The sequence below is a fragment of the Salinisphaera sp. G21_0 genome (genome assembly GCF_017744115.1).
In the GTDB taxonomy this organism is placed as follows: Bacteria; Pseudomonadota; Gammaproteobacteria; order Pseudomonadales; family Endozoicomonadaceae; genus Endozoicomonas.
The window spans coordinates 66,915-91,290 of the sequence record NZ_JAGHQW010000015.1; the positions used below are offsets into that span (position 1 = coordinate 66,915).

A 24,376-nucleotide genomic window follows, 5' to 3' on the forward strand; every position below is an offset into this window, starting at 1 on the left:
CCGAAAACAAAGATTTGTGCCACGGCAATGGGTATCATTGTGGGGCTTTTTGATAAGGGTCAATATTTGTGAGCAGTCAGCAGCTATTGTCGGCCAGGCAGTGTCGTGGAACCGGTCGCAGAACCGAAGGTGTGGTCCCCATGCCCGGCTCGATTTCCGATATTCAGGGGGACATCTTTTATATCGAAAACCGGGCCCCTTATATTATGGACAGTGGCCATGTTCATGGCCATGTTGAACTGAACTATCTGCTGGGTTGCTCGGCCACTTATATTGTCAATGGCAGGGAGCAGTGCATTCCTGAAAACCGGCTGGCCATCTTCTGGGCCAACATGCCCCATCGACTGGTGGGCCTGGTGGAAAAAAATCCGGGAAAAGGTACCCTTTATAATCTCTATATCCCTTTACCGGAATTTCTTCAGTGGCCACTGATGGGACAACTCCGGCAGGAGGTGATGACCGGCGCTATTGCCCTGGCAAAGCCGGACCATGATTACCTGGTCATGAGATTGAGTCGCTGGCATGAGGATTTTCGCAGCGATCACCCGGAATTAAAGGAGATTATTCTGGGAGAGCTGTCACTGCTGTTGAAGCGCATCAGTTTTCAGGGGTGGGATCACCCGGAAAGTGTCTTCGCCGAAGACCATCTTGAGCAGGCACCGGCTGCCGGTCATCCGGGCAGTGGTCGTTTGAAAGGTGCTCACCATGTTTCTACCATGATTCACTTTATCGGGGAAAACCTGCATCGGCCTATTTCAACCGCCGATGTGGCGGCTCATCTTGGCCTGCACAAGAATTATACGACCAACCTGTTTACCAGTGTGATGGGGGTCTCTATCAAGCAATATCTGCAGTTCCAGCGCCTGCAAAAAGCCCAATTGCTGCTTATGGACAGCAAGCGGCCCATTGCCGATATTGGCTATGCCTGTGGTTTCAGTTCTCTCAGCCGCTTTTATGAAGCTTTTCAGCGTTATTTTGGTATGCCGCCGGGGCAATTCAGAAAACAGCTTTTATAACTCAGGGCGTGATATCAACCACTGACCTCAAGACCCGTTTACCTTCAAAGTACACCGTCAATTTCTGGTCTGGATAATACCAGCGGGTGATGGCGGGTTCACCAATGGTTTCCGTCTGGCTGGGGTTGCCCAGCATCTCCCTGACTGTATCCATGGTTTGACCGTATTTTGGTAAAGCCAGAGATTGGCGCAACTCCTGAGACTGACTGCCCACGGGGGTCACAGTGATGCCTTCGGAATACGGAGTCTGGTCGGGAGCAAGCTCATTGGCAGTGACCTGGACAATAGACGACGAACAAATAATTGCTATAGTCACGGAAAGAGTACCAACAAGTGTTTTCATCATATTTGCGTCCTGCTTGACTCGAAAAGAAGGCTGAAGCGCTAATCAGGCATCACGCAAAGAGATTACTCCTGCCAGTGGTTCATTGAAAGTGAGTTCTAATTATTTTCCCAGCCACAATCCGCATCTGCCCAGGAAGCTATTTACCGTCATTGCTCATGTAAGACCGAAAAGCTAATATTTCTTGCGTCGTACAGGGGGGAGGAAACAGTCGCAAAGCGCAGGAAAATTCGACGGGAATTATGCGGCTTTATGGCATAATGCCAGCTTACTGGCTTTTCAAACAAGTGGCCAATCCGCCCCTGACACGCCGATGGCGCAAGGAATACTGGCAGAATAAATGTTTAGACCATTACCTTTTTTTATCGGTTTGCGCTATACCCGCGCAAAGCGACGGAATCATTTTATCTCCTTCATCTCCGGAACATCCATGGTGGGGCTGACGCTGGGTGTTTCGGTACTGATTATTGTGCTGTCAGTGATGAATGGCTTTGATCGGGAGCTCAAGCAGCGAGTGCTGGGTATGGTGCCCCATGCCACCATCACGGCGGCCGGTGGTGGTATTGAAGACTGGCAGGCGCTGGTCAATACCATTCCGGACAAAGAAGGCATCGAAGCGGCTGCGCCGTTTGTCGATGCCCAGGGTATGTTGGCCAATGGTGATCTGGTGCGGGGAACGCTGGTTTACGGTATTGATCCCGGCTATGAAAGAAGGGTCTCTATTATTGCCGATCATATGAAGCAGGGCGCATTGGAAGACCTGCAGCCCGGAGAGTTTGGTATTCTGCTGGGTGATATTCTGGCCAATTATCTGGGATTGGCCGTTGGCGATAAAGTGACCATGGTTCTGCCTGAAGCCAGTGTCAACCTGGCGGGTGTTTTGCCTCGCCTGAAACGATTCACTGTCGTTGGTACTTTCTCGGTAGGTGCCGATGTGGATGGCAACCTGGCCTACGCCCATCGTGAAGATCTGGCCCGTTTTCTGCGGGTGCCTGAAGGGGTAACAGGTATACGACTGAAAATGGATGATCTGTTTGCCGCACCGAAACTGGCCTGGGATGTAGCGATTACCTTGCCCGGTCGCTACTACGTTCAGGACTGGACCCGCAGCCATGGACGTCTGTTTCAGGCGATTCAGATGGAAAAGACCATGGTCGGCCTGCTTCTCACCCTGATTGTTGCCGTTGCCGCCTTTAATATTGTCTCCACGCTGGTCATGGTGGTGACCGATAAGCAGGGGGATATCGCCATCCTCCGCACATTTGGTGCGACCCCCAAAATGATTATGGGAATATTTATGGTTCAGGGATCCTTGATTGGTGTTATCGGGACGCTGCTGGGGGTTGCCCTGGGCATTGCCGGTGCGCTGAATGTTTCCGAAATTGTAGGTGCCCTGGAAAAATTATTGGGTATCCACTTTCTGAGCCCTGATGTTTATTTTATCAGCTACCTGCCATCGGAGTTAATGTGGCAGGATGTCGCAGTGATCAGTGTGTCCGGTTTGCTGATGAGTTTCCTGGCAACCCTGTATCCGGCATGGCGAGCCTCCAGAACCCAGCCTGCGGAGGCTCTTCGTTATGAATAATCCTGAAAACCGAGCAGTTCTGGAGTGCCGCAGTCTCACCAAAGTATTTGCTGAAGGGCCTGAAAAACTGGAGGTGCTAAGAGGCATAGACCTGTTGGTATCACCCTCTGAACGAGTAGCGATTGTCGGCACTTCCGGTTCAGGAAAAACAACGCTGCTGCAGCTGTTGGCCGGGTTGGATCACCCTTCCAGCGGTGAGGTAATACTTTGTGGCCATCAGCTGATGAAGGTATCTGAACAACAGGGTGAATTGCGGAACCGTCACCTGGGGTTTGTTTACCAGTTCCATCATTTGCTGCCAGAATTTACGGCCCTGGAAAATGTTGCCATGCCATTACTGCTGCGAAAAGAGGTATCCGTGGGGCAGGCAAGCATGAGAGCTGAAGAAATGCTGGGTATAGTGGGGCTGTCGAAACGGGCCAGCCATAAGCCGGCAGAACTTTCCGGTGGTGAACGGCAGAGGGTGGCTATTGCCCGGGCACTGGTCGGCAGTCCGGACCTGGTTCTGATGGATGAACCAACGGGCAATCTGGATCCCCATACCGCCAGCAAGATTCATGAGTTGATGAAATCCCTCAGTGAACAGCTGACCACCAGTTTTATTGTCGTGACCCATGATATGGTATTTGCCCGGCAGATGGACCGGGCATTACGCCTGGAAGATGGGCATCTTGTGCCTGTAGTATAAAAAAAAGCCCTCTCCGGAGGGCTTTTTTAATGGTTTGGATCAACTATTGATTATCACCGCCTTTTTTCTCTTCATGGATTACATAAACTTCAAAGGCGCTGCTGTTATCTTCGGGGCCGTCATAACCGTCACCCCCTTTGAATCGGCTCTCAGGCCAGACAAAGTCGGTGGAACTGAAGGTGGGGCCTGAATGGTCAGCAATGTAGTAGGCATTATCACCTCCAGTGACCCTTCTCTCGTTGGCGATGGCTGATGCGGCACTGATGGCTAATCCTGCAATAAGAGTTATGGTGGTAGCAGTTCTGATGATCATGGTTCGTCCCTGTGATGTTGTTTCCAGCTTTACTTTTATCGTCCATGGCCTGCTATGGATTAGTCCGAATATTTCATCCGTTGTCGCAAAACTAGTAAAAGGAACTGTCTGTTTACAATCGACAAGGTGAATACTGAATCTTTATTTCTGGCATGGGAATTTTTCGGGCAAGAATATGTCAAAGGGGGTAGACGCTTGTTGTACGTTGACTGTTAAGGCTTGTGGCTGTTACTGCATTACCGGAGCAATGGCAATGGCCGGAGGTCTGGTGGGATATCTTTACGCGAACCGGGAGCAGCTATCAACCTGTACTGGCAAAAAAGATGACCATATTGCGGCCAATATGCTTTCTAATCGTACTGGTGCAAAAGACCAGAAGATACCGGTCCCGGTTACCGACGCTGAGATTATTGATACTCAACCCTTGTATCACAATAACAATTTGTCTATGGCTCAGGACATAACTGCTCCTCCTCTCCATCCACCGCCGTATGAACCCATGCACGATGCACCCCCAAGTTATCACGAAGCCATGAATAATGAATATACCCTCTAACGCAACCACAGAGCTTTACCCCATACAAACAGCGAACAGTCCTCAGAAGGACAGCAGTAACACTTTATTTGCCAGTAAGAAAACAGGCCATGCAAAGACTGTTAAGATTTATATAAAGGAATCGTTTATACAGACAGATCAGTCATTAATTAATCCCGCTATTACCAATAAAACAATAATTCACCGCTTTGAAATCGGAGGAAGGGCTTATAAAGCAATTTGTGGTGAGGGCACTGATGAATACATAAGGTCGCTTTTTCAAGGTCAGGATGATGACATTTCTTTTGTTGCCAAAGACCAGAATGGCAGGGAGTATGAATATCACCCTCCAGTCGCCTGGGGGAAACGATTTATCAAGTGGATTTCACAAGGAGAAAGCTACTGTACGACTTCCGAAGACAGTAAGGATCAGCAATCATCCTGTCATCAGTTTGAACATTTTTTACACTGTGGAGTCAACAGATTCTCTTTTAAAAAAGTGATGACCTGTTATAACGAAATTGTTGTCAATGATATAAAAACAGTTAAGCCATTTAGTTATCTGAATCTGTCAGATACCTATACACAAGAGTGGATTCATTCCATGACTTACATAGGTTCCGGTTTCTGCATCGGTAAACTTGGTATAGGAGGCCCCATTGCCATCCAGACTGTCGAAAATTCTTTATTACATTGGTGCAACAAGGACTGTGAAAGCCCCAGGTCAATTACGCTGCGGACTGGTTTGTTGTATGCGGGTTTCTGGTCGTAAAGTTTTTGCTATTTATTCATTATTGTCATGGTTCTGATGGCAAGTGGCAAAAACAAAGCCCGGAACATGCCGGGCTTTTAATCCAGAAGCGTGGTCAAGCGACTCTATCTGGACTTCAGGTGTTGTTGATCAGGAATCTCCCGAAATCCATCAAGAGCCTGATTAAAATACTCAAGCGGCCTGAGCAACTTGCACTCCCACAAAATCAGCCGCTTTTTTCGGCGGTTTGACCATAAGACCGATAGCAGCCGCTGCAAAACTGACTCCGGCACAGATCATAAAGGTGCTCTCATAACCGCCCGTGGTGTCCAGCAGATAACCTGCCAGTTTCGGACCCGCCATGCCCGCAACACCCCACGCGCTGAACAGGATAGCGTAGTTAAAGCCCAGGTTTCTGGTACCAAAGAAGTCTGCCGTTGCAGACGGGAATACTGCCAGCATTGCACCATAGCCGAAGGTGATAACCAATGAACCCATCAGTATCATGCTAAAGGTATCAAAACCACCGAACATCAACAGCACAGCACCTTGCAACGTATATAGAATGCTCATGGTGCGGGCGCGACCGATCCTGTCAGATATTAAGCCAGCACCCGGACGGCCCAAAGCATTGGCGACAGAGAACGCCTGAACCAGCAGGGTAATGTTAAATGTATCGGACAGTTGCAGCTTGGCAATGTTACCAATATGACCAATCATCATCAGGCCGGTCATGGAACCTGCCAGGAACATCAGCCACAACATGGCAAACTGTGGCGTCCTGATCATCTGCTTCCAGTTGTACTCACCGGTCTCCGGGCCATCAGCAACAACCGGGGTCTCTTTGGCCTTTTTATCCGCAGTCGCCATGCTTGTTGTGGTTTCCGGAACACTCATGAACTGGGCACCAGTTACGATCACACTACCGAAGAACACCGCCAGTATATTAAAGCTGGCAAACAGGCCGTATTCTGCGATCAGGTATTTGGCCAGTGGAGCCGCATACAGCGGTGCCAAACCAAAGCCGGTGACAACCAGACCGACAATTAACCCTTTTTGCTCCGGTTTGAACCATTTCACCGCTGCCGGAGCCGTTGCGGAATAACCCAGACCGATGCCTGCACCATTGAGGACACCAAAACCCAGGATAACGCCGGTTTCCGTGGGCATGGCACTGCACAGGAACATACCTGCCGCAGTACACAAACCTGCGATGGTGATCACTACGCGCGGCCCAAGGCGATCCTGCAGCTTACCACCTACCAGCATGACCAGCGCAAACGCGGCAATGGCCGCTGCGTAGGGTGTGGATGCCTGAGAAGCGGTCCAGCCCTGAGTGTTAATAAAATTCTCGGAGAAGATACTCCACGTGTAAAGACTGCCGAACATTAAGTTAATCGCCAGGCCAGCCGTCACTACGACCCAGCCACGATTCGTACCAGTTGCCATTGATGCCTCACTTAAAACCAAGTTTATAATTTCTGTCACTAACCGAATGCTGTATTTGTTATCCAAATATCAATGCCAAAATAAAACAGCTAGTACCACTGTTAAATAAAAAAAGAAAAACAAATAACAGCAATAAACAAACGATTTTCCACGGCAAAGAAAAAAGAAAAGTAAGTAGCACAGGGCATTGCTGTTCGTTAATCCTTGCAAAGGATTTTGCCGGCCTGCTTTTCAGATGGCGATACCACCTGTAAATATTTTTTGAAAACAATAGTGAACGCGTTGTTTCAATTGTTTCCTGTTATCAATATTTCCTGCATATATTCTGTCCCATGGCTTTCAAAACAGTTCTGTAGGAAAAAGAACCATTAATGAGATAAAATTCTGGTTCTGATTGTATTTATTAAATCAACTGGAAAGATTGACAGAGGTCAAATAATAATCAATTAAAAATGATGTTGATATTTCCCTGAAACCTGTTGTCAAAGGGCTAATCAGATATTCAGGAACATCAACATACCGCCAGTTAAATGAAGTAACTGATCGATTGGCGCTGCAACACCCAAGCCTGAGCGTTGTTTTGATCGGGCCTGCCCCACCTGACCGGTAGGGCTGGCTTCCGTCTCAGTCAGGCATCAGGATTATCAGATTCTCGCAGACGTTCCTGCCGTTTCTGCTCCTCAGCCAGAACCGCTTTTATTTCGGCCAGCACTGAGTCCACATCGGCGGCTTGCTCCGCTTCGGTGAACAGGCCGGTCAGTTCGGTTTCCGGGATCAGTTCGCCATCTTCATAGAGTGCCCACATCTCTTTGGCATACTGGCTGTTCAACAGGTCCGGTGCAAACTGTCCATAGTATTCCGTGATGTTGTTGATGTCCCTGGCCAGCATCGAGCGGGCATGGTTGTTGGCCGAGGCATCCACGGCCTGGGGCAGGTCAATAATCACCGGACCGTAATCATCCACCAGAACATTGAATTCCGACAGGTCACCATGAACCAGGCCGGCACAGAGCATCAGCATGACATAATGCATCATGGTGGCGTGGTCTTCACGGGCCTGATCGGCGGACATGGTCACTTCACCCAGGCGTGGGGCAACCTGGCCTTCATCATCCGTCACCAGTTCCATCAACAGTACGCCATCCAGGCAGATATAAGGCTGTGGGACTCTTACGCCCGCTCTGGCCAGGCGGAACAGGGCGTCAACCTCGGCACTCTGCCAGGTCTCTTCCTGTTGTTTCCGGCCATATCTGGAGCCTTTCTCGATGGCTCGCTGCCTGCGACTGTTGCGCTCTTTGCGACCTTCCTGATATTGGACGGCTTTTTTAAAGCTGCGCCTGGCCGCTTCCTTATAAACCTTGGCGCAGCGGATATCATTGCCACAGCGCACCACATAGACATCGGCTTCTTTACCACTCATTAGCTGGCGGAGTACTTCATCCACCAGTCCTTCATCAACCAGGGGTTGGATTCGTTTCGGGGTTCTCATAAGGAACTTTTACCTTATTTGAACCCGTGAGGGAATAGCGCTTTTGGTAATAACCGTTGGGAATAGCGCATGACAGGCTGATGTGTTTGGGAATTTCAGAGTAAACCTGCACCGGTAATAGTGTTGCTGGTCAGTCTCCTGATTTGCCATAAATGGTTTATAAAAGCTAATGTCCTAATACACTACTGGATCGAATGAGGCACCAATGAAGAAACTGAAGAATGAAAAAGAGCTGGTAAAGAAGGCCATTGAATATGGCATGAAGTATGGTGAGAAGCGGGGGGTTGTGAAATTTGAGGCGACCGATTCTGCCAATGAAAAAATTGAATATATATACCGGCTGCTGGTCCATGATAACCTCATCCAGCCTTTGCCAGAGGATCAGGTATCCCAGGTGACCATGAAGCACAAACTGGCAATCTGGGCATCTAAACAGAAGTTGGGTTGATCTCGTCCTTATGTCATTTGCAAGGAGGTTTTGCGTGCCACACTGTATTATCGAATACTCGCGGCCACCGGAAGCAATTGTCAGTCCAGAGGCCCTGATGGAGCGTGTACATCAGGGAGTTGTCAGCTCCGGGCTGTTTGACGCGTCGGCCATTAAGGTTCGTGCACTACCTTACGATCATTTTGATGATTTGGCCTGGTTTTCAGGATGGATCATCTCATCATAGGTTTCGGAATAAACCAGCTGCAAGTGATGAGCAATATCATCCCCAAGGATCTCTTTTGCCTCACTAATGCTATGGAAAATAGTGGGGGTGGCATCGTGATTACTCAGCAGGTGCTTCCCATCCACCCGGCATAAATAGATATCTCCTTCCTGACTCAGCAGCTCGACAGGCAGATGGTTTTCTTTAAAGGCTTTTTTCAGTTCTCTAAGGGTCATTGATCTTCTCCTTATTTGCCCGCTGATGAAGAAAACGACGATTTATCGTAGAGATCTTCCCGGAATCAGTTGTCCCGAAAAAGGGTTTTCAAGTCCACAGGCCACACCGGCAGCTCTTGCGGGTGCATAATTTGATACGGTTTCGTTCATTCTTTCCCATTCTATTGGGGTTTTGATATTGACCATAACTAACGCGCCACCTTGCTGAATATGATCATGACAGGGCTGCAGACGACCATTATCACTCGAGGCACCGATCATCCCGCCGAGCCAGGCAGGGAAGCCAAGGGCGATCAGGCAGGCGAAGACGGTGCCAATACCGCCGGCAGGATGACCTTCCCAAAGGTTGTAGGTAAGGAATCCAACCGTCGCTGCCAGAATGACACCAACCTTGAATTCTATAGCACCACTGTGAATGGTGTCGTTTTTTTTCAGCAAGTTGAGATGGTTAAGGTGGTAGTTTGTGTCACATGAATGATCCTGGTGAGCGATATGAATGCGGTTGTGATCAATCCCAGCACTTTCCAGTTGTTCGGAAAGTTCTCTGGCAGTTTTGAGGCCGGGTAGTAGAAAAAGGTGCTTTTTCATGGTTGCAATTCCTTTGCAGTGAAATACTGAAACACGCTTCGTTGCTTTTGTTTTTTGGGAGCGCTAGCGAACTCAATCTTTTTCAGTCTTCAAGAGTGGAGTCCTTATATCGTGTCAATCAGGATAAACTTTACCCATGACATTATTGTGAATATCACCTGCCGCAAATTCCTTTCGAGTTCTGACCCGGGTTACTCAGCGCTACCTCTAGTATCGATCACCAGACAAAGTTAGCCTTCGCCATCTCGCCGTTATCCACCAGAATATCCTGTGCGGTCATACTGCGATTGATGACCGCCATAAAGTAAACCCACTGTGCTATTTCTTCAGAACTGGCCCATTTTGGCAGTAGCGTTTCATCCATAATGGCCTGCCATTTTTCAGGATCGTCCATGACCGGCCTGTTCAGTTCGGTAAGCACGCCTCCGGGGGAAATACTGTTGCAGGTGGCACCGTATTGAGCAACCTGAAGCGCAGTCCATTTAGTGTAGGCGACAACACCGCCTTTGGAGGCAACATACTCTGGAAATTCAGCACCGGAATGAGCACTGGCAGAGGCAACATTAACAATGGATTGAATCGCCGGTTGCAGGCCGTACAGCCTGGTACAGTTCATCACCCCGCCTAAATTGATGGCGATGTCCTGTGTGGTGTTTTGCACCCCGGCGTTGTTGATCAGATGTGTTACGCCCTTAATGTCAGGGAGCAATTCCGGGTTTGCCACATCGGCCACAAAATGGTGGTAACGGGCGTTATCAAGTTCGCCGGGGTTAACATCGATACCCACCACGGTGATGCGCTCATCCTGAAGAAAACGCTGACAAACCGCCAGGCCAATACCTGCGCTGGCTCCGGTAATAATGACTTTCATGTACGCTCCCATATTTCCCTGACCTTGATGTTTCTGCACAGATACACGGCAGGTGTATCACACAGACTGGTCACCATAAAGATGCCATAACTGGTGATAATGATACTGAGCAGGTCCAGCACCGGGAACGTCCCGTAAAATGCACCGAAGGTGAACAGAATCGCATTCAAGAACTGGGAAATCATGGTGGACACATTGTTGCGCAGCCACAGATAATTCTTGGTAAACCCGGTCCAGCGCCAGATTTTGTGGTAAAGCCACACATCAAAGCGCTGTGTAATGGCATAAACCAGCAGGCCGGTAACCATCAGGCGAGGCGTGTTGCTGAAGATGGCCTGAATATGCGGCATGGCAAAATCCAGTGAATTGGGCATGAAATACAGCCAACTCTGGGAAATGGCAATAAACAGTGCCGAGGTAAAGAAGCCGACATTGACTGCGTAGTTAGACCATTTTTTACCACCCACCTCACTGAGGATATCGGTCACCAGGAAGGTGGTGGCAAACATGATATTCCCCAGGGTCATCTCCATACCGAAGGCATTGATCTGCACCAGTACTTCTATGTTAGCGGCCACGATGGCCAGCACGGTGTAACAGAGGAGCCCCATTTTACCGAACAGGCGGTAAGTTAAAATGACCATGCCGTAAAATAACAAAAGCTGGCCAATCAATAGTAATTCGTTCAAGTGTACCCTCAGATATCCACTGCTTGTTATGGCGTTGCGGGTGGCGATTAACGGATGTTTGAGAGCAATTTTCAATACCAACATATACCGAATTATTGGTGTCACGGGCCATCAGGCCATCGAGTGTTGCCTTATCGGTTATGGAGTGCTCTTATTTTTTATGTCTTGATATTCTATGGTGCGATAAGTCTATATCGGCTGCCAGCCAGCCAGATTCCTTCAGTTTTTTCGCTCTTGCATGCATCTCAGTCACCTGGTCTTTGACTGTGTAATCCATTAAATCATCGGGTATTTTGAAGTTGTGTTCTTTCAGGCTCCTGATAACAGTGAGCGATCGAAGATCACAACCTGTTGAGCTGACATACAATAATTTATCGTATAATTCTGAATGCTTTTTCCGGGAGGTAATGCGTTTCAGCATTTGATAGATCGTTCTTGTAGATGCCTGATTGTAAATCTCTTTTTTGTTAAAGCCGTAATGATAGACATAGTACAACATCCAGTCTGCCTTCTGTGGCACGGGGTTAAATGTGATACCTTCTATTGGACTGATGTTAACAATCCGGTTTGTACGCTTTAGCTTGCCATCGAAATTACTGAAGTTAAATTGATATCTGGTAAGTCTATTGAGAAACCAGGTGGCAAACTCCCTGGGTGAGGTTGGTATAATTTCTTTTTTGTCAACGGAAGTACAGGGAGTCACCATTTTTACGGAGATGCCGCCAAACTTTTCGACACATAAATCAGCCAGTTTTCGTAATGTAAATATATTCCAGCGGGTGATTCCGTTAATGGCAGGGAGGGGGATGTTAGCCTTTTTAATGGTGCTGAAGGCATTTTGCAGTATTCGGGGCCCCTGGTTTTTAACCAGCCTATTTTGCAAATACTCATGTAGATAGCGTAAATAGGTATCTTGTGATTCCACAGGATTCAGCACTCTCAATATTTTAATGCATTCCCAGTCCGGCAATGGTCGTTCAGGTTTGGCTACTTTGAGCAGATGCCTGATATGGCCTGGCAGCCACTTTTCTGATGGTAAAAAATATCGACTGCATGGTTCAGGAAATGGAAAACCCTGGATGTTAAAGCTGTCGGTCATATTGGCAACATGATTTGATGATTCGACTGTCGATTTAGCTAACAAGTCAATCATATATTGATAGTAGTCCTCTGATGCTGGATTAATGATGGCTAAATCCTGACGGTACAGTACTTTACTATCAAGTTTCATTTTCCAGGCCATAACTCGTATTAAACGTATTGACCATGCTTTCCTGTATGCTGATTTTACGGTGTTGAATGAAGGGATCTTTACTTTATTTTTTATCAGTTTTTGCCTGGTGATCTCAGTAGCCTGTTGTTTATTTACGAACTCTGCAAGATAAAAATAGGCTGGTATGGCTGAATAGTCTGTGGTATCCCTGTTAACTGGTACTGCCTGTATATCTACGGCCGGTAGAACCTTAACGGCAGTTTCCGAATGATAGGGCGTTATTTGTACCTTTATTTTCTTAAAATCTTTACCCGTTGGTGATAGATATTGATCGGCAATATTGCTGATAAATTGTTGCCACTGGTTTCCTGGCCAATATGCATGCTGGCACGGATCAGCAATGTAAATATCGGAAGCAGCCATATAGGATGGCTGATGATAGCTCCCGTCTGCACAATGCAGATCACTACGAATAGATCGGTGTTTAGCTTCATACCATTGGCTTTGTGTCTGCACACTTTCACCAGAAAGACGTGGGCATACCATCAAACATACATGAGTGGTGGTTCCTTCGACAATTCCTTTTTTTGCTCCGTTTCTCACAAAAAAAAAGCTGATAACCATTTTGAACAGGCTGATGGACGGGTTTTTCAGGCAGCAGGAAGCCATTAAATGGGTCATCTCATCACATTGGGCTACTTTGTAGGTTTTGACTAACTCTGCTATTTGCATGGCGTATTTGGTCTGCTGTTGTTTCAAATCATTAACAGGAGAAAGTTCTCGTATCAAGTTATGAATCTTTGGTACCAGTAAATACTTATAAATTTTTTCAACACAGGTAAAATTGCCGTGAATGGATAATCTTTTATGCTCTGGCATTTGAGCGGATTTATCTGAAGTTATGGCATACTCAATATCCATTTTACGAATATCATTTAGTACTTTACTTAGTATTGTGGGAATTGAATGACTTTCAGTGCTCCTATTAGTGTTAATCCGTAGTTTGCTTTTCTGAGAGTTTTGGCGAACAGGCTGACCTTTTGCTATAGCAATTTGGTATTCCGGTAGTTTCTTTTGATCTCTCGTTTGTTTAACACGCCCCTGATGATTCATCCGGGAAGTGTCCAGCCTGACCTTTTTTGAGGGATTGTTGTTATCCTGTTGCTGTTTTCTTTTGTTTTGACGGTTTTTTTGGGGCTTTTGATAATCCATAAGCCGTGTGTTTTGATTGGTCGCAGTGGATACAAGCATATTATGATTTAACCTGTTACTGGCAGCGGTTGTTGTGATTTCTCAAGACACTATAAAGCTTTTCTATGTCTTGATATTCTATGGTGCGATAAGTCTATATCGGCTGCCAGCCAGCCAGATTCCTTCAGTTTTTTTGCTCTTGCATGCATCTCAGTCACCTGGTCTTTGACTGAGTAATCTATTAAATCATCGGGTAGTTTGATGTTGTGTCTTTTCAGGCTCCTGATAATACTGAGAGATCGAAGACCACAACCTGTTGAGCTGACATACAATAATTTATCGTATAATTCTGAATGCTTTTTTCGGGAGGTAATGCGTTTCAGCATTTGATAGACTGTGTTTGTAGGAGCCTGATGGTAAATCTCTTTTTTGTCAAAGCCGTAATGATAAACGTAGTATAACATCCAGTCTGCCTTCTGTGGTACGGGGTTAAATGTGATACCTTCTATCGGGCTGATGCTAACAATCAGGTTTGCAGCCTTTAGAGTGCTATCGAAACTAATGAAATTAAATTGATATTTAGTAAGTTTATTTAGAAACCAGTGGGCAAACTCATCGGGTGAGGTTGGTATCACTTCTTTTTTACCAACAGAAGGATAGGGTGCAACCGTTTCTGCGGAGATTCCGCCAAACTTTTTTACACATAAATCAGCCAGTTTTCGTAATGTCAATATATTCCAGTTGGTGATTCCTTCAATGGCTGGGAGGGGGATGTTCCCCTGTCTAATGGTGCTGAAGGCTTTTTCCAGTGCTCGGGGCCCCTGGTTTTTAACCAGCTTATTTTGCAAATACTCATGTAGATAGCGTAAATAGGTATCTTGTAGTTCTACAGGGTTCAGTACTCTCAATACTTTAATCAGTTCACTGTCCGAAAATGATTGCTCAGGTTTGGCTATTCTAACCAGATGCCTGATATGGCCTGGCAGCCACTCCTTCGATGGTAAAAAATATCGACTGCATGGTTCCGGAAATGGAAATCCATATTTGTTAAAGCTTTTGACCATATTGATAACATGTTGTGGTGATTCGATTGGTGATTTACCTAAAAAGTCAATCATGCATTGATAGTAGTCCTCTGATTTTGGAGTAAGGATTGCTAAATCCTTGCGGAGCAGAACTTTAACATCAAGGTTCATTTTCCAGGCCAGAACCCGTACTAAATTTGTTGACCATTTTTTCCTGTGCTTTGATTTTATGGTGTTAAATGAAGGGATTTTTACACCATTTCTTACCAGTCTTTGCTTAGTGATCAAAGCAGCCCGTTTTTTTAGCTTCTTATGTTTTTTTGCTATATTGGCTGCGAACTCTGCAAGATAAAAATAGGCAGGTATGGATGAATAGTCTGTAGTATCACTGTTAACGGTTACTGCCGCCTGTACCTTTGCAGTCGTTAGCTCATTAGCGGTAGTTCCCGAATGATAGGGCGTTATTTTTACGGTTATTTTCTTAAAATCCTTACCCGTAGGTGTGAGATATTGATCGGCAATATTGCTGATAAATTGCTGCCACTGGCTTCCTGACCAAAATTCATGCTGACACGGATCAGCAATGTAAATCTCGGAATTAGACAGATAGGGTGGCTGATGATAGCTCCCGTCAGCACAATGCAGATCACTATGAGCATATTTGTGTTCAGCTTCATACCATTGGCTTTGCATCTGCACACTATCACCTGAAAGACTTGGACATACCATCAAACATACATGAGTAGTGGATCTATCCAGCTTTCCTTTCTTTGATCCGGTTCTTGCGAAAAAAAAGTTGATAACCATTTTGAACAGACTGATGTTCGGGTTTTCCAGACAGCAGGAAGCCATTAAATGAGTCATCTCATCACATTGGGCCACTTTGTAGGTTTTGACTAACTCTGCTATTTGCATGGCGTATTTGGTTTGCTGTTGTTTCAAGTCATTAACAGGAGAAAGTTCTTGTATTAAGTGATGAATCTTTGGTACCAGTAAATGCTTATAAATATTTTCAATACAGATGAAATTACCGTGAATGGATAATCTTTTATGCTCTGGCATTTGAGCGGATTTATCAGAGCTTATGGCATACTCAATATCCATTTTACGAATATCGTCCAGTACTCTATTCAGTATTGTGGGAATTGAATGACTTTCAGTGCTCTGATTTGTGCCAATCCGTAGTTTACTTTTCTGAGAGTTTTGATGAACAGGCCGACTTTTTGCCATAGTAACCTGGTATTCTGGCAGTTTCTTTTGATCTCTCGTCTGTTTAACACGCCCCTGATGATTCATTCGGGTAGTGTCCAGCCTGACCTTTTTCGGGAGATTGTTGTTATCCTGTTGCTGTTTCCTTTTACTTTGACGGTTTTTTGGGGGCTTTTGATAATTCATAAGCCGTGTGTTTTGATGGGTAGCAGTGGATACAAGCATATTATGATTTAACCTGTTACTGGCAGCGGTTGTTATGATTTCTCCAGGCGTTAGAAAACTTTTTTATGTTTTAATGTTTTATGGTACGACAGGTCTATATCCGCTGTCAGCCAGCCAGATTCCTTCAGTTTTTCCGCTCTTGCATGCATCTCAATCATCCGGCCCTTGACCGTGTAATTCATTAAATCATCGGGTAGTTTGATGTTGTGTTCTTTCAATTTTCTCCAATAATGGTGAGTGTGAAGACCACTACATGTTGAACTGAGATACAGTAATCTATCGTATAACTCTATGTGCTTTTCTGGTGAGGTAATGCGTTTCAACAATTGATAGAGTGTTGTTGAAGAGGCTTGGTAGTAAATCTCTTTTTTGTCAAAACCGTACTGATAGACATAGTACAACATCCAGTCTGCCTTCTGCGGTACGGGATCAAATGTAATACCTTCTATCTGACTGATGTTAACAATCAGGTTTGCAGTCTTCAGGCTGCCATTGAATCTATTGAAATTAAATTGGCAGTTAGTGAGTTTGTTGAGAAACCAGTCGGCAAACTTATCGGGTGAGGTTGGTATAACTTCTTTTTTGCCAGCAGAAGGATTGGGAACAACCGTTTTTGCGGAGATGCCGCCAAACTTTTTTACACATAAATCAGCCAGTTTTCGTAATGTCAATATATTCCAGCTGGTCATTCCTTGAATGGCAGGGGGAGGGATTTTTCCCCGTCTAATGTAGCCGATGGCATTTTCCAGTACCCGGGGGCCCTGGTTTTTAACCAGCTTATTCTGCAAATACTCATGTAGATAGCGTAAATAGGTATCTTGTAGTTCCACAGGATTCAGTACTTTCAATACTTTAATCAGTTGGTAGTCCGAAAATGATCGTTCAGGTTTGGCTAGTCTAATCAAATGCCTGATATGGCCCGGCAGCCACTCATCCGATGGTAAAAAATATCGACTGCATGGTTCAGGAAATGGAAACCCATGGTTGTTAAAGCTTTTGGTCATTTTGATAACATCCATTGATGATTCGATGGTTGATTTACCTAAAAAGTCAATCATATATTGATAGTAGTCCTCTGATTTTGGATTAATGATGGCTAAATCCGTACGGTGCAGAACTTTAACATCAAGGTTCATTTTCCAGGCCAGAACTCGTATCAAATTTGTTGACCATTTTTTCCTGTGTGATGGTTTTACGATCTCAAATGAAGGGATCTTTACACTATTTCTTACCAGTCTTTGCTTGGTGATATCAGCAGCCCGTGGTTTATTGATTGGTTTCTTTACAAATTCTTCAAGATAAGAATAGGCCTGCATGGCTGAATAGTCTGTGGTATCACTGCTAACTGGCGCTGTCTGTACATCTTCGGCCGGTAGCTCCATAACGGCAGTTTCCGAATGATAGGGCGTTATTTGTACCTTTATTTTCTTAAAATCTTTACCTGTTGGTGTGAGATATTGATCGGCAATATTGCTGATAAATTGCTGCCACTGGCTTCCTGGCCACAATTCATGCTGACACGGATCAGCAATGTAAATATCGGAAGTAGCCATATAGGTTGGCTGATGATAGCTCCCGTCAGCACAACGCAGATCACTATGAGCATGTTTGTGTTCAGCTTCATACCATTGGCTTTGCATCTGCACACTATCACCTGAAAGACTTGGGCATACCATCAAACATACATGCGTGGTGGATCTTTTCATCCTTCCTTTCTTTGCCATGGTTCTCGCACTAAAAAAGCTGATAACCATTTTGAACAGGCTGATGTCCGGATTTTCCAGGCAGCAGGAAGCCATTAAATGAGTCATCTCATCACATTGGGCTACTTTGTAGGTTTTGACTAACTCTGCTATTTGCATGGCGTATTTGGTCTGCTGTTGTTTCAAGTCATTAACAGGAGAGAGTTCTTGTATCAAGTGATGAATCTTTGGTACCAGTAAATGTTCATAAATCATTCCAACACAGGTGAAATTGCCGTGAATGGATAACCTTTTATGCTCTGGCATTTGAGCGGATTTATCAGAGCTTATGGCATACTCAATATCCATTTCACGAATATCATCCAGTACTTTACTCAGTATTGTGGGAATTGAATGACTTTCAGCACTTTGCTTTGAATCAATTTGCAGTTTATTTTTCTGAGCGTTTTGGTGAACAGGTTGACTTTTTGCCATAGTAACTTGGTATTCTGGTAGTTTCTTTTGTACTCCTGGGTGTTTGACACGCCCCTGATGATTCATCCGGGTAGTGTCCAGCCTGATCTTTTTTGAGGGATTGTTGTTATCCTGTTGCTGTTTTCTTTTATTTTGACAGTTTTTTGGGGGCTTTTGATAATCCATAAGCCGTGTGTTTTGATTGATAGCAGTGGCTACAAGCATATTATGATTTAACCTGTTATTGGCAGTGATTGTTATGGTTTCTCAAGGTGTTAGAGAACTTTTCTATGTTTTGGTGTTCTATGCTGCGACAGGTCTATATCCGCTGCCAGCCAGCCAGATTCCTTCAGTTTTTCTGCTCTTGCGTGCATCTTAACCATTCTGCTTTTGGCTGTGCAATACATTAAATCATCGGGCAGTTTGATATTGTGTGTTCTCAAGGTTGTCAAATAACTGCTGGCTTTGAGGTCACTCCATGTTGAGCTGAGATACAATAATCTATCGTATAGCTCTGAATGCTTTGCCCGCGAGGTAATGCGTTTCAGCATTTGATAGAGTGTTGTTGAAGAGGTCTGATGGAAAATCTCTTTTTTGTCAAAACCGTATTGATAGACATAGTACAATATCCAGTCAGCTCTCTTTGGTACGGGGTTAAATGTGATACCTTCTATCGGGCTGATGTGAACAATCAGGTTTGCAGCTTTTAGCTTGCCATCGAAATTATTGAAATTAAAATGGTTGTTGGTAAGTTTATTGAGAAACCAGGCGGAAAACTCATCGGGTGAGGTAGGTATAACTTCTCTTTTGCTAACAGAAGGGTAGGGGGTAACTGTTTTTGCGGAGATGCCGCCAAACTTTTCTACACACAAATCAGCCAGTTTTCGTAATGTCAATATATTCCAGCTGGTGAATCCTGCAATGGCAGGGAGGGGTATATTCCCCTGATTGATGGTGCATAAGGCATTTTCCAGTATTCGGGGGCCGTGGTTGTCAACCAGCTTATTTTGCAAATACTCATGTAAATAGCGTAAATAGGTATCTTGCAGTTCCACAGGGTTCAGTACTCTCAATATTTTAATCAGTTCGGAGTCCGAAAATGATCGTTCAGGTTTGGCTACTCTAAGCAGATGCCTGATATGGCCCGGCAGCCACTTTTTTGATGGTAAAAAATATCGACTGCATGGTTCAGGAAATGGAAATCCATACTTGTTAAAGCTGTCGGTCATATTGATAACATGTTTTGATGATTTGATTGTTGACTTGCCTAAAAAGTCAATCATGTATTGATAGTAGTCCTCTGATTTTGGATTAATGATGGCTAAATCTTCACGGCACAGAAGGTTAACATCAAGGTTCATTTTCCAGGCCAGAACTCGTATTAAATTTGTTGACCATTTTTTTCTGTGTTTTGATTTTACGGTGTCAAAAGCAGGGATTTTTACACCATTTCTTACCAGTCTTTGCTTAGTGATCTCAATAGCCCGTTGTCTTTTTCCCTGAACTTTTTTCTTTAATTTGTTGGTGAACTCTTCAAGATAAAAATAGGCTGGCATGGCTGAATAGTCTGCGGTATCCCTGTTAACTGGTTCTGCCTGTATATCTGCGGCCGGTAGCTCCTTAACGGTATTTTCCGAGTGATAGCGCGTTATTTGTACCTTTATTTTCTTAAAATCTTTACCCGTTGGTGTTAGATATTGATCGGCAATATTGCTGATAAATTGCTGCCACTGGCTTCCTGGCCAATATTCATGCTGACACGGATCAGCAATGTAAAGATCAGAGGTAGCCATATAGGACGGCTGATGGTAGCTCCCGTCAGCACAATGCAGGTCACTATTGGCGTGTTTGTATCCCGCTTCATACCATTGGCTTTGCATCTGTACACTATCACCTGAATGATTTGGGCATACCATCAAACATACATGAGTAGTGAATCTATCCAGCTTTCCTTTCTTTGATCCGGTTCTCGCAAAAAAAAAGTTGATAACCATTTTGAACAGACTGATGGTCGGATTTTCCAGGCAGCAGGAAGCCATTAAATGAGTCATCTCATCACATTGGGCTACTTTGTAAGTTTTCACTAACTCTGCTATTTGCATGGCGTATTGGGTCTGCCGTTGTTTTAAGTCATTAATAGGAGAAAATTCTTGTATTAAGTGATGAATCTTCGGTACTAGTAAATTTTTATAAATCTTTTCAACATAGGTTAAATTACCGTGAATGGATAATCTCTTATACTTTGGCATTTGCGCGGATTTATCAGGGCCTATAGCATACTCAATATCCATTTTACGAATATCATCCAGTACTCTATTCAGTATTGTGGGAATTGAATGACTTTCAGTGCTCTGCTTTGAATCAATCTGCAGTTTACTTATCTGAGAGTTTTGGTGAACAGGCTGACTTTTTGCCGTAGCAACCTGGTATTCCGCTAGTTTCTTTTTTACTCCTGTCTGTTTAACACGCCTCTGATGATTTATCCGGGCAGTATCCAGCCTGACCTTTTTCGAGGAATTGTTGTTCTCCTGTTGCTGTTTTCTTTTGTTTTGGCGATTTTTCGGGTTTTTTTTATAATCAATAAGTCGTCTATTTTGATTGATAGCAGCGGATACAAGCATATTATTTTGCAACCTCTTAATGGCAGCGATTGTTGTGATTTCTCAGGGTGTTTGAAATACTTCTTTTTTAGGGCTGCTTATCATTTTATGCAAGCTTACCCTGGTTGACGGCCTTGATGTTATTCAGGCTGCATCATCGCAAGCAGTGTTGTGATAAAGTCCCTTCTTTTGATCTCGTAATCACTCTCATGCGGAGCTGCCAATAGCCAGCTGTTAACTCTGTGCTCAAACGCTTGGCGGTAACTATGGCTCTTCAATTTCACTTGAAGATTCTCAGTCAGCACTTGCAGGTGCTGTTGTTGTTTTTGCCGCTGGTAAGTCTGGCAGTCAGGTTTTCCGGGCTTGCTTTCACGGTGCAGAGCGATGAACTGCCTGGCTTTATTCAGGGTGAGCAGGGAGCGCATCAGCAGGCCATAAATATGCTCCTCCGGGTTTTGTGGAAAATTAAACAGAATGGTTCGTGGTATGGAAAATATCTCTCTTCTTTGCAACCGATCTGTCAGCAGGTCAAGGTTATCGGCAAGGTATGCCAGCGTATTGTTCAGTAATCCGGTTTCTTCAGCAAACGACAAACACCACACCGGCCTGCTCACGCCAGGAACGTCAATGACCAATCGTGCTGTATTTCTGTCTGTTACCAGGGCGTCAATACTGACCTGAAAGTCCATTACTTTCATACCCAGATCACCGTCTTTAAGCTGAATATTGTAAGCTGTCGGGAGTTTAATCGCCGGACATCCCGGAACCCGGCTGATGGTCATGCTCTTGGGGATTTCTGAATCCCTGTCGGTGTTAAGTACCTGCAGCTTTTCAAAGAGGGTTCTGGCAGACTCATCTGTCGTGCAAATAATGTCAATATCATTGAATGATGAGCAGAGGTTCTGTAAATAGCGCGCGTATGAACCGGTCACCAGTAGGGCGGGAACGTCACAGGCGTCATTGATTTCCTGGATGATCTCCAGTGTTCTCAGTATCAGCACATTTAACCGGGAAGCCTGCCTTTCCGGTAAGCCCGGTCCGCCTGCTGTTGCTACGGTATACTTCCTGTGCACGGGAACATCCGCTGTGTGTTGACTGGCAGAGGCTGCGTACCCTTGGGGACTGCCCCCTGAGGCAACGGTATTTGCCCGCAGCATACTGTCAATTATCCTGGCTTTGTGAACTTCGCAGTTGCGTTGCTCAAACCAGGAGACCAACGCATGGCGCCGTTTGCTTCCTTCCGGAAAATGCTGAAGGCAATTCAGAACCTGTTCTTTATGGATGACTTGTCCATTAATAGACTGGCTGGTGATATAACAGTGTGCCAGGAAGAAAAAATGTATACGTGAATTCTTGAATGAGTGCCTCAGGGGGGTGATGGATTGCAATACCTGTTTCGCTGACACCACCTGATGATCAATTGTCAGCCCATGCTGCATAGCCATGAATTTCAATAGACATTGCAGTCGATCATGCTCATCGTCTTTGACCGATACGCTGTTCAGGATTTGCCAGGCCTCTTGAAGTGTCTCCTGAGCTTCGCTGGTTTCCTCGTACTTTTGAGATTGTTTCAACTTTTGAATCAGATACCTGATTTGCTTTGCAGAGTGATCCCCGGGTACTTCATTAAACGCTGCCAGTACTTTCCGATTATCCAGACAGGCGCTATTCAGCTCTCTTGCATTCAATGCCAGCTGAGAATAAAAAACAGCTTTTTCGAGCAACCAGCCACCGCGTTCATAATCCTTAACCACCGCCTCCGGTGAAATCTGCTGACCATTGAACGCCAGGCCCCTCAGACAACATTGATCCCTGAAGCGTACTATTCCCAGTTTGCCGTCCGAACTTTCCGGAAAATCCTTAACCACTGCATCCGGTGTGACCTGCTGGCCATTAACCACCAGTCCTCTCAGGCAACATTCCACTTTGAAGCGTGCCAGCGACAGAGACGCTCTGGCTGCCCTGAAACCCCTGACCACCTCATCCGGTGTGACTTGCCGGTGATTCAACGCCAGGGCCCTGAGGCAACATTGTTCCTTAAAGCGCGCTATCCCCAGTCTACCTTCCCGGGTATCCGGGAAATCCTTCACCACCGCATCCGGTGTGACCTGCTGGCCATTCAACACCAGACCTCTCAGGCAACATTCCTCTTTAAAGCGTGCCAGCTCCAGTGTTGCCCCGGCTGCCTGATAACCCTTAACCACCACATCCGGTGTGACTTGCTGGCCATTCAGCGGCAGCCCCCTCAGGCAACATTCTGCTTTGAAGCGCGCCAGCTCCAGTGTTGCCCCGGCCCCCTGATAATTCTTAAACACCACCTCCGGTTTGGCCAGCTGGTCATGCAACGCCAGGCCCTTCAGGCAACATTGTTCGCTGAAGCGTAATGTCCCCAGTCTGCCTTCCGGACTATCCGGGAACCCCTTAACCACCGTTTCCGGTGTGATCTGCTGGCCATTTAATGTCATGCCCTTCAGGCAACATCGTTCCTTAAAGTGCGCCAGCCCCAGTCTGCCTTCCGGATTATCCGGGAAATCCTTAACCACCTCATCCGATGTAATGTGCCTGCCCTTCAACAGCAGGCCTTTCAGGCAACATTCTGCTTTGAAGTGCGCTAGCTCCAGTGTCGCATTGGCTGCCTGATAATCGTTAACCACGGCATCCGGTGTGACTTGCTGGCCATACAACATCAGGCCCCTCAGACAGCATTCCGCTTTGAAGCGTGCAATACCCAGTTTGCCATGCAGACTATCCGGGAAATCCTTAACCACCTCGTCTGGTGTGACCTGTCGGCCATGCAATGCAAGGTCTCTCAGGCAGCATTCCGCTTTGAAGCGTGCAATACCCAGTTTGCCTTGCGGACTGTCCGGGAAATCCTTAACCACCACATCCGGTGTGACCTGCTGGCCTCTCAGCAGCAAGCCTTGCAGGCAGCATTCTGCTTTGAAACGCGCTAGCTCCAGTGTTGCTCTGGCTGCCTGATAATCCCTGACCACGGCATCCGGTGTGACCCGTTGGCCATTCAATATCAGGCCCTTCAGGCAGCATTCCGCTGTGAAGCGTCCTTTTCCCAGTTTGCCTTCCGGACTCTCCGGGAAAGCCTTAACCACGTCGCCCGGTGTCACCTGCTGGCTATTTAACGGCAAACCCCTCAGGCAACATTGTTCCATGAAGCGTGCGATCCCCAGTTTGCCTGGCAGACTATCCGGGAAGGCCCTGACCACCGCTTCCGGTGTGACCTGTCGGCCCTTTAACAGCAAGCCCTTCAGACAACATTCTTCCATAAAGCGAGCCAGCTCCAGTGTTGCCCGGGCGGCCTGAAACTCGTTAACCACCTCATCCGGTGAGATCCGCCGGCCTTTCAACAGCAGGCCTTTCTGACAACATTCTGCTTTGAAGCGCGTTATCGCCACCAGATACTTATTTCGATCTGGCTTCCGGGTGAATTCCTGAATGACCTGATCCGGGGTCACTTTTCTACGGTTGAGTAGAATGTTCTGCAAGCAAAGTTTTGACAGAAAAAAGCCACCTCTGAGAGAGGTTCTATCTTTTCC

At 45.9% G+C, this 24,376-nt stretch carries 20 protein-coding genes; 7 read left to right on the plus strand and 13 right to left on the minus strand.

What is annotated here, in order from left to right:
- Positions 1 to 68 precede the first annotated feature (68 nt).
- A complete protein-coding gene (locus J7439_RS27020) occupies positions 69 to 1,016 on the plus strand; it encodes a helix-turn-helix domain-containing protein (protein ID WP_209201496.1) in 948 nt (315 codons plus the stop codon).
- 1 nt (position 1,017) lies between these two features.
- Here J7439_RS27020 and J7439_RS09000 read toward each other — a convergent pair whose 3' ends face one another.
- Positions 1,018 to 1,362 carry a hypothetical protein gene (locus tag J7439_RS09000; RefSeq protein WP_209201497.1) on the minus strand — a complete coding sequence of 115 codons (345 nt, stop codon included), beginning with the start codon at positions 1,360 to 1,362 and terminating at the stop codon, positions 1,018 to 1,020.
- 337 nt (positions 1,363 to 1,699) lie between these two features.
- On the opposite strand from J7439_RS09000, the gene J7439_RS09005 reads away from it, so the two are divergent.
- Together J7439_RS09005 and J7439_RS09010 are read left to right on the plus strand one after the other, a co-directional pair.
- Positions 1,700 to 2,944 (plus strand): lipoprotein-releasing ABC transporter permease subunit, encoded by a 1,245-nt coding sequence (locus J7439_RS09005; RefSeq protein ID WP_209201498.1) that lies wholly within the window; start codon positions 1,700 to 1,702, stop codon positions 2,942 to 2,944.
- Positions 2,937 to 3,632 carry an ABC transporter ATP-binding protein gene (locus tag J7439_RS09010; RefSeq protein WP_209201499.1) on the plus strand — a complete coding sequence of 232 codons (696 nt, stop codon included), beginning with the start codon at positions 2,937 to 2,939 and terminating at the stop codon, positions 3,630 to 3,632. The genes J7439_RS09005 and J7439_RS09010 overlap by 8 nt, the downstream gene beginning before the upstream one ends.
- Positions 3,633 to 3,675: 43 nt before the next feature.
- Here the strand turns inward: J7439_RS09010 and J7439_RS09015 are convergent, their stop codons facing one another.
- On the minus strand, positions 3,676 to 3,945 hold the full coding sequence (locus tag J7439_RS09015) for a hypothetical protein (RefSeq protein ID WP_101748677.1): 270 nt from the start codon (positions 3,943 to 3,945) through the stop codon (positions 3,676 to 3,678).
- Positions 3,946 to 4,120: 175 nt separating this feature from the next.
- Here J7439_RS09015 and J7439_RS09020 point away from each other — a divergent pair, with 175 nt between their 5' ends.
- Positions 4,121 to 4,501 carry a hypothetical protein gene (locus tag J7439_RS09020; RefSeq protein ID WP_209201500.1) on the plus strand — a complete coding sequence of 127 codons (381 nt, stop codon included), beginning with the start codon at positions 4,121 to 4,123 and terminating at the stop codon, positions 4,499 to 4,501.
- Positions 4,485 to 5,252, plus strand: a complete 768-nt coding sequence (locus J7439_RS09025; RefSeq protein ID WP_209201501.1) for a hypothetical protein — start codon at positions 4,485 to 4,487, stop codon at positions 5,250 to 5,252. The genes J7439_RS09020 and J7439_RS09025 overlap by 17 nt, the downstream gene beginning before the upstream one ends.
- A 171-nt stretch (positions 5,253 to 5,423) precedes the next feature.
- Here J7439_RS09025 and J7439_RS09030 read toward each other — a convergent pair whose 3' ends face one another.
- The gene (locus J7439_RS09030; protein ID WP_209201502.1) at positions 5,424 to 6,680 is read right to left on the minus strand and encodes an L-lactate MFS transporter; all 1,257 of its coding nucleotides are present in this window, start codon (positions 6,678 to 6,680) and stop codon (positions 5,424 to 5,426) included.
- 628 nt (positions 6,681 to 7,308) lie between these two features.
- Entirely contained in the window at positions 7,309 to 8,169 is an 861-nt protein-coding gene (locus J7439_RS09035; RefSeq protein ID WP_209201503.1) for a PA4780 family RIO1-like protein kinase, read from the minus strand.
- A 205-nt stretch (positions 8,170 to 8,374) separates the two neighbouring features.
- Here J7439_RS09035 and J7439_RS09040 point away from each other — a divergent pair, with 205 nt between their 5' ends.
- Positions 8,375 to 8,617 carry a DUF5062 family protein gene (locus J7439_RS09040; RefSeq protein WP_209201504.1) on the plus strand — a complete coding sequence of 81 codons (243 nt, stop codon included), beginning with the start codon at positions 8,375 to 8,377 and terminating at the stop codon, positions 8,615 to 8,617.
- Between the two features lie 97 nt (positions 8,618 to 8,714).
- Positions 8,715 to 8,843, plus strand: coding sequence for a tautomerase family protein (locus tag J7439_RS27025; RefSeq protein ID WP_353623026.1), 129 nt, complete (start codon positions 8,715 to 8,717; stop codon positions 8,841 to 8,843).
- Here J7439_RS27025 and J7439_RS09050 read toward each other — a convergent pair.
- From J7439_RS09050 to J7439_RS09090, 9 genes are all read right to left on the minus strand, one after another.
- The gene (locus J7439_RS09050; protein WP_209201506.1) at positions 8,795 to 9,058 is read right to left on the minus strand and encodes a DUF6482 family protein; all 264 of its coding nucleotides are present in this window, start codon (positions 9,056 to 9,058) and stop codon (positions 8,795 to 8,797) included. The genes J7439_RS27025 and J7439_RS09050 overlap by 49 nt on opposite strands.
- Positions 9,059 to 9,100: 42 nt before the next feature.
- Positions 9,101 to 9,646 (minus strand): hypothetical protein, encoded by a 546-nt coding sequence (locus tag J7439_RS09055; RefSeq protein ID WP_209201507.1) that lies wholly within the window; start codon positions 9,644 to 9,646, stop codon positions 9,101 to 9,103.
- A gap of 217 nt (positions 9,647 to 9,863) precedes the next feature.
- Positions 9,864 to 10,517, minus strand: coding sequence for an SDR family NAD(P)-dependent oxidoreductase (locus J7439_RS09060; RefSeq protein WP_209201508.1), 654 nt, complete (start codon positions 10,515 to 10,517; stop codon positions 9,864 to 9,866).
- A complete protein-coding gene (locus J7439_RS09065; protein ID WP_353623027.1) occupies positions 10,514 to 11,290 on the minus strand; it encodes a queuosine precursor transporter in 777 nt (258 codons plus the stop codon). The genes J7439_RS09060 and J7439_RS09065 overlap by 4 nt, the downstream gene beginning before the upstream one ends.
- Before the next feature lie 67 nt (positions 11,291 to 11,357).
- Positions 11,358 to 13,670 carry a hypothetical protein gene (locus tag J7439_RS09070; RefSeq protein ID WP_209201510.1) on the minus strand — a complete coding sequence of 771 codons (2,313 nt, stop codon included), beginning with the start codon at positions 13,668 to 13,670 and terminating at the stop codon, positions 11,358 to 11,360.
- Between the two features lie 50 nt (positions 13,671 to 13,720).
- On the minus strand, positions 13,721 to 16,069 hold the full coding sequence (locus tag J7439_RS09075) for a hypothetical protein (RefSeq protein WP_209201511.1): 2,349 nt from the start codon (positions 16,067 to 16,069) through the stop codon (positions 13,721 to 13,723).
- Positions 16,070 to 16,119: 50 nt separating this feature from the next.
- Complete coding sequence (locus J7439_RS09080) at positions 16,120 to 18,450, minus strand: hypothetical protein (protein WP_209201512.1); 2,331 nt, start codon at positions 18,448 to 18,450, stop codon at positions 16,120 to 16,122.
- 50 nt (positions 18,451 to 18,500) lie between these two features.
- A complete protein-coding gene (locus J7439_RS09085; protein ID WP_209201513.1) occupies positions 18,501 to 20,846 on the minus strand; it encodes a hypothetical protein in 2,346 nt (781 codons plus the stop codon).
- Positions 20,847 to 20,965: 119 nt separating this feature from the next.
- Positions 20,966 to 24,295, minus strand: coding sequence for a hypothetical protein (locus tag J7439_RS09090; RefSeq protein WP_209201514.1), 3,330 nt, complete (start codon positions 24,293 to 24,295; stop codon positions 20,966 to 20,968).
- Positions 24,296 to 24,376 lie beyond the last annotated feature (81 nt).

Bases quoted from the DNA above. Each gene is read 5' to 3' on its own strand.
- J7439_RS09025 (WP_209201501.1), top strand. From the start codon at position 4,485: ATGAATATACCCTCTAACGCAACCACAGAGCTTTACCCCATACAAACA.
- J7439_RS09015 (WP_101748677.1), bottom strand. From the start codon at position 3,945: ATGATCATCAGAACTGCTACCACCATAACTCTTATTGCAGGATTAGCC.
- J7439_RS09040 (WP_209201504.1), top strand. From the start codon at position 8,375: ATGAAGAAACTGAAGAATGAAAAAGAGCTGGTAAAGAAGGCCATTGAA.
- J7439_RS09085 (WP_209201513.1), bottom strand. From the start codon at position 20,846: ATGCTTGTATCCGCTGCTATCAATCAAAATAGACGACTTATTGATTAT.
- J7439_RS09030 (WP_209201502.1), bottom strand. From the start codon at position 6,680: ATGGCAACTGGTACGAATCGTGGCTGGGTCGTAGTGACGGCTGGCCTG.
- J7439_RS09080 (WP_209201512.1), bottom strand. From the start codon at position 18,450: ATGCTTGTAGCCACTGCTATCAATCAAAACACACGGCTTATGGATTAT.
- J7439_RS09005 (WP_209201498.1), top strand. From the start codon at position 1,700: ATGTTTAGACCATTACCTTTTTTTATCGGTTTGCGCTATACCCGCGCA.
- J7439_RS09075 (WP_209201511.1), bottom strand. From the start codon at position 16,069: ATGCTTGTATCCACTGCTACCCATCAAAACACACGGCTTATGAATTAT.
- J7439_RS09010 (WP_209201499.1), top strand. From the start codon at position 2,937: ATGAATAATCCTGAAAACCGAGCAGTTCTGGAGTGCCGCAGTCTCACC.
- J7439_RS09035 (WP_209201503.1), bottom strand. From the start codon at position 8,169: ATGAGAACCCCGAAACGAATCCAACCCCTGGTTGATGAAGGACTGGTG.
- J7439_RS09065 (WP_353623027.1), bottom strand. From the start codon at position 11,290: ATGTTGGTATTGAAAATTGCTCTCAAACATCCGTTAATCGCCACCCGC.
- J7439_RS27025 (WP_353623026.1), top strand. From the start codon at position 8,715: ATGGAGCGTGTACATCAGGGAGTTGTCAGCTCCGGGCTGTTTGACGCG.
- J7439_RS09020 (WP_209201500.1), top strand. From the start codon at position 4,121: ATGTCAAAGGGGGTAGACGCTTGTTGTACGTTGACTGTTAAGGCTTGT.
- J7439_RS09070 (WP_209201510.1), bottom strand. From the start codon at position 13,670: ATGCTTGTATCCACTGCGACCAATCAAAACACACGGCTTATGGATTAT.
- J7439_RS09050 (WP_209201506.1), bottom strand. From the start codon at position 9,058: ATGACCCTTAGAGAACTGAAAAAAGCCTTTAAAGAAAACCATCTGCCT.
- J7439_RS09000 (WP_209201497.1), bottom strand. From the start codon at position 1,362: ATGATGAAAACACTTGTTGGTACTCTTTCCGTGACTATAGCAATTATT.
- J7439_RS09055 (WP_209201507.1), bottom strand. From the start codon at position 9,646: ATGAAAAAGCACCTTTTTCTACTACCCGGCCTCAAAACTGCCAGAGAA.
- J7439_RS09060 (WP_209201508.1), bottom strand. From the start codon at position 10,517: ATGAAAGTCATTATTACCGGAGCCAGCGCAGGTATTGGCCTGGCGGTT.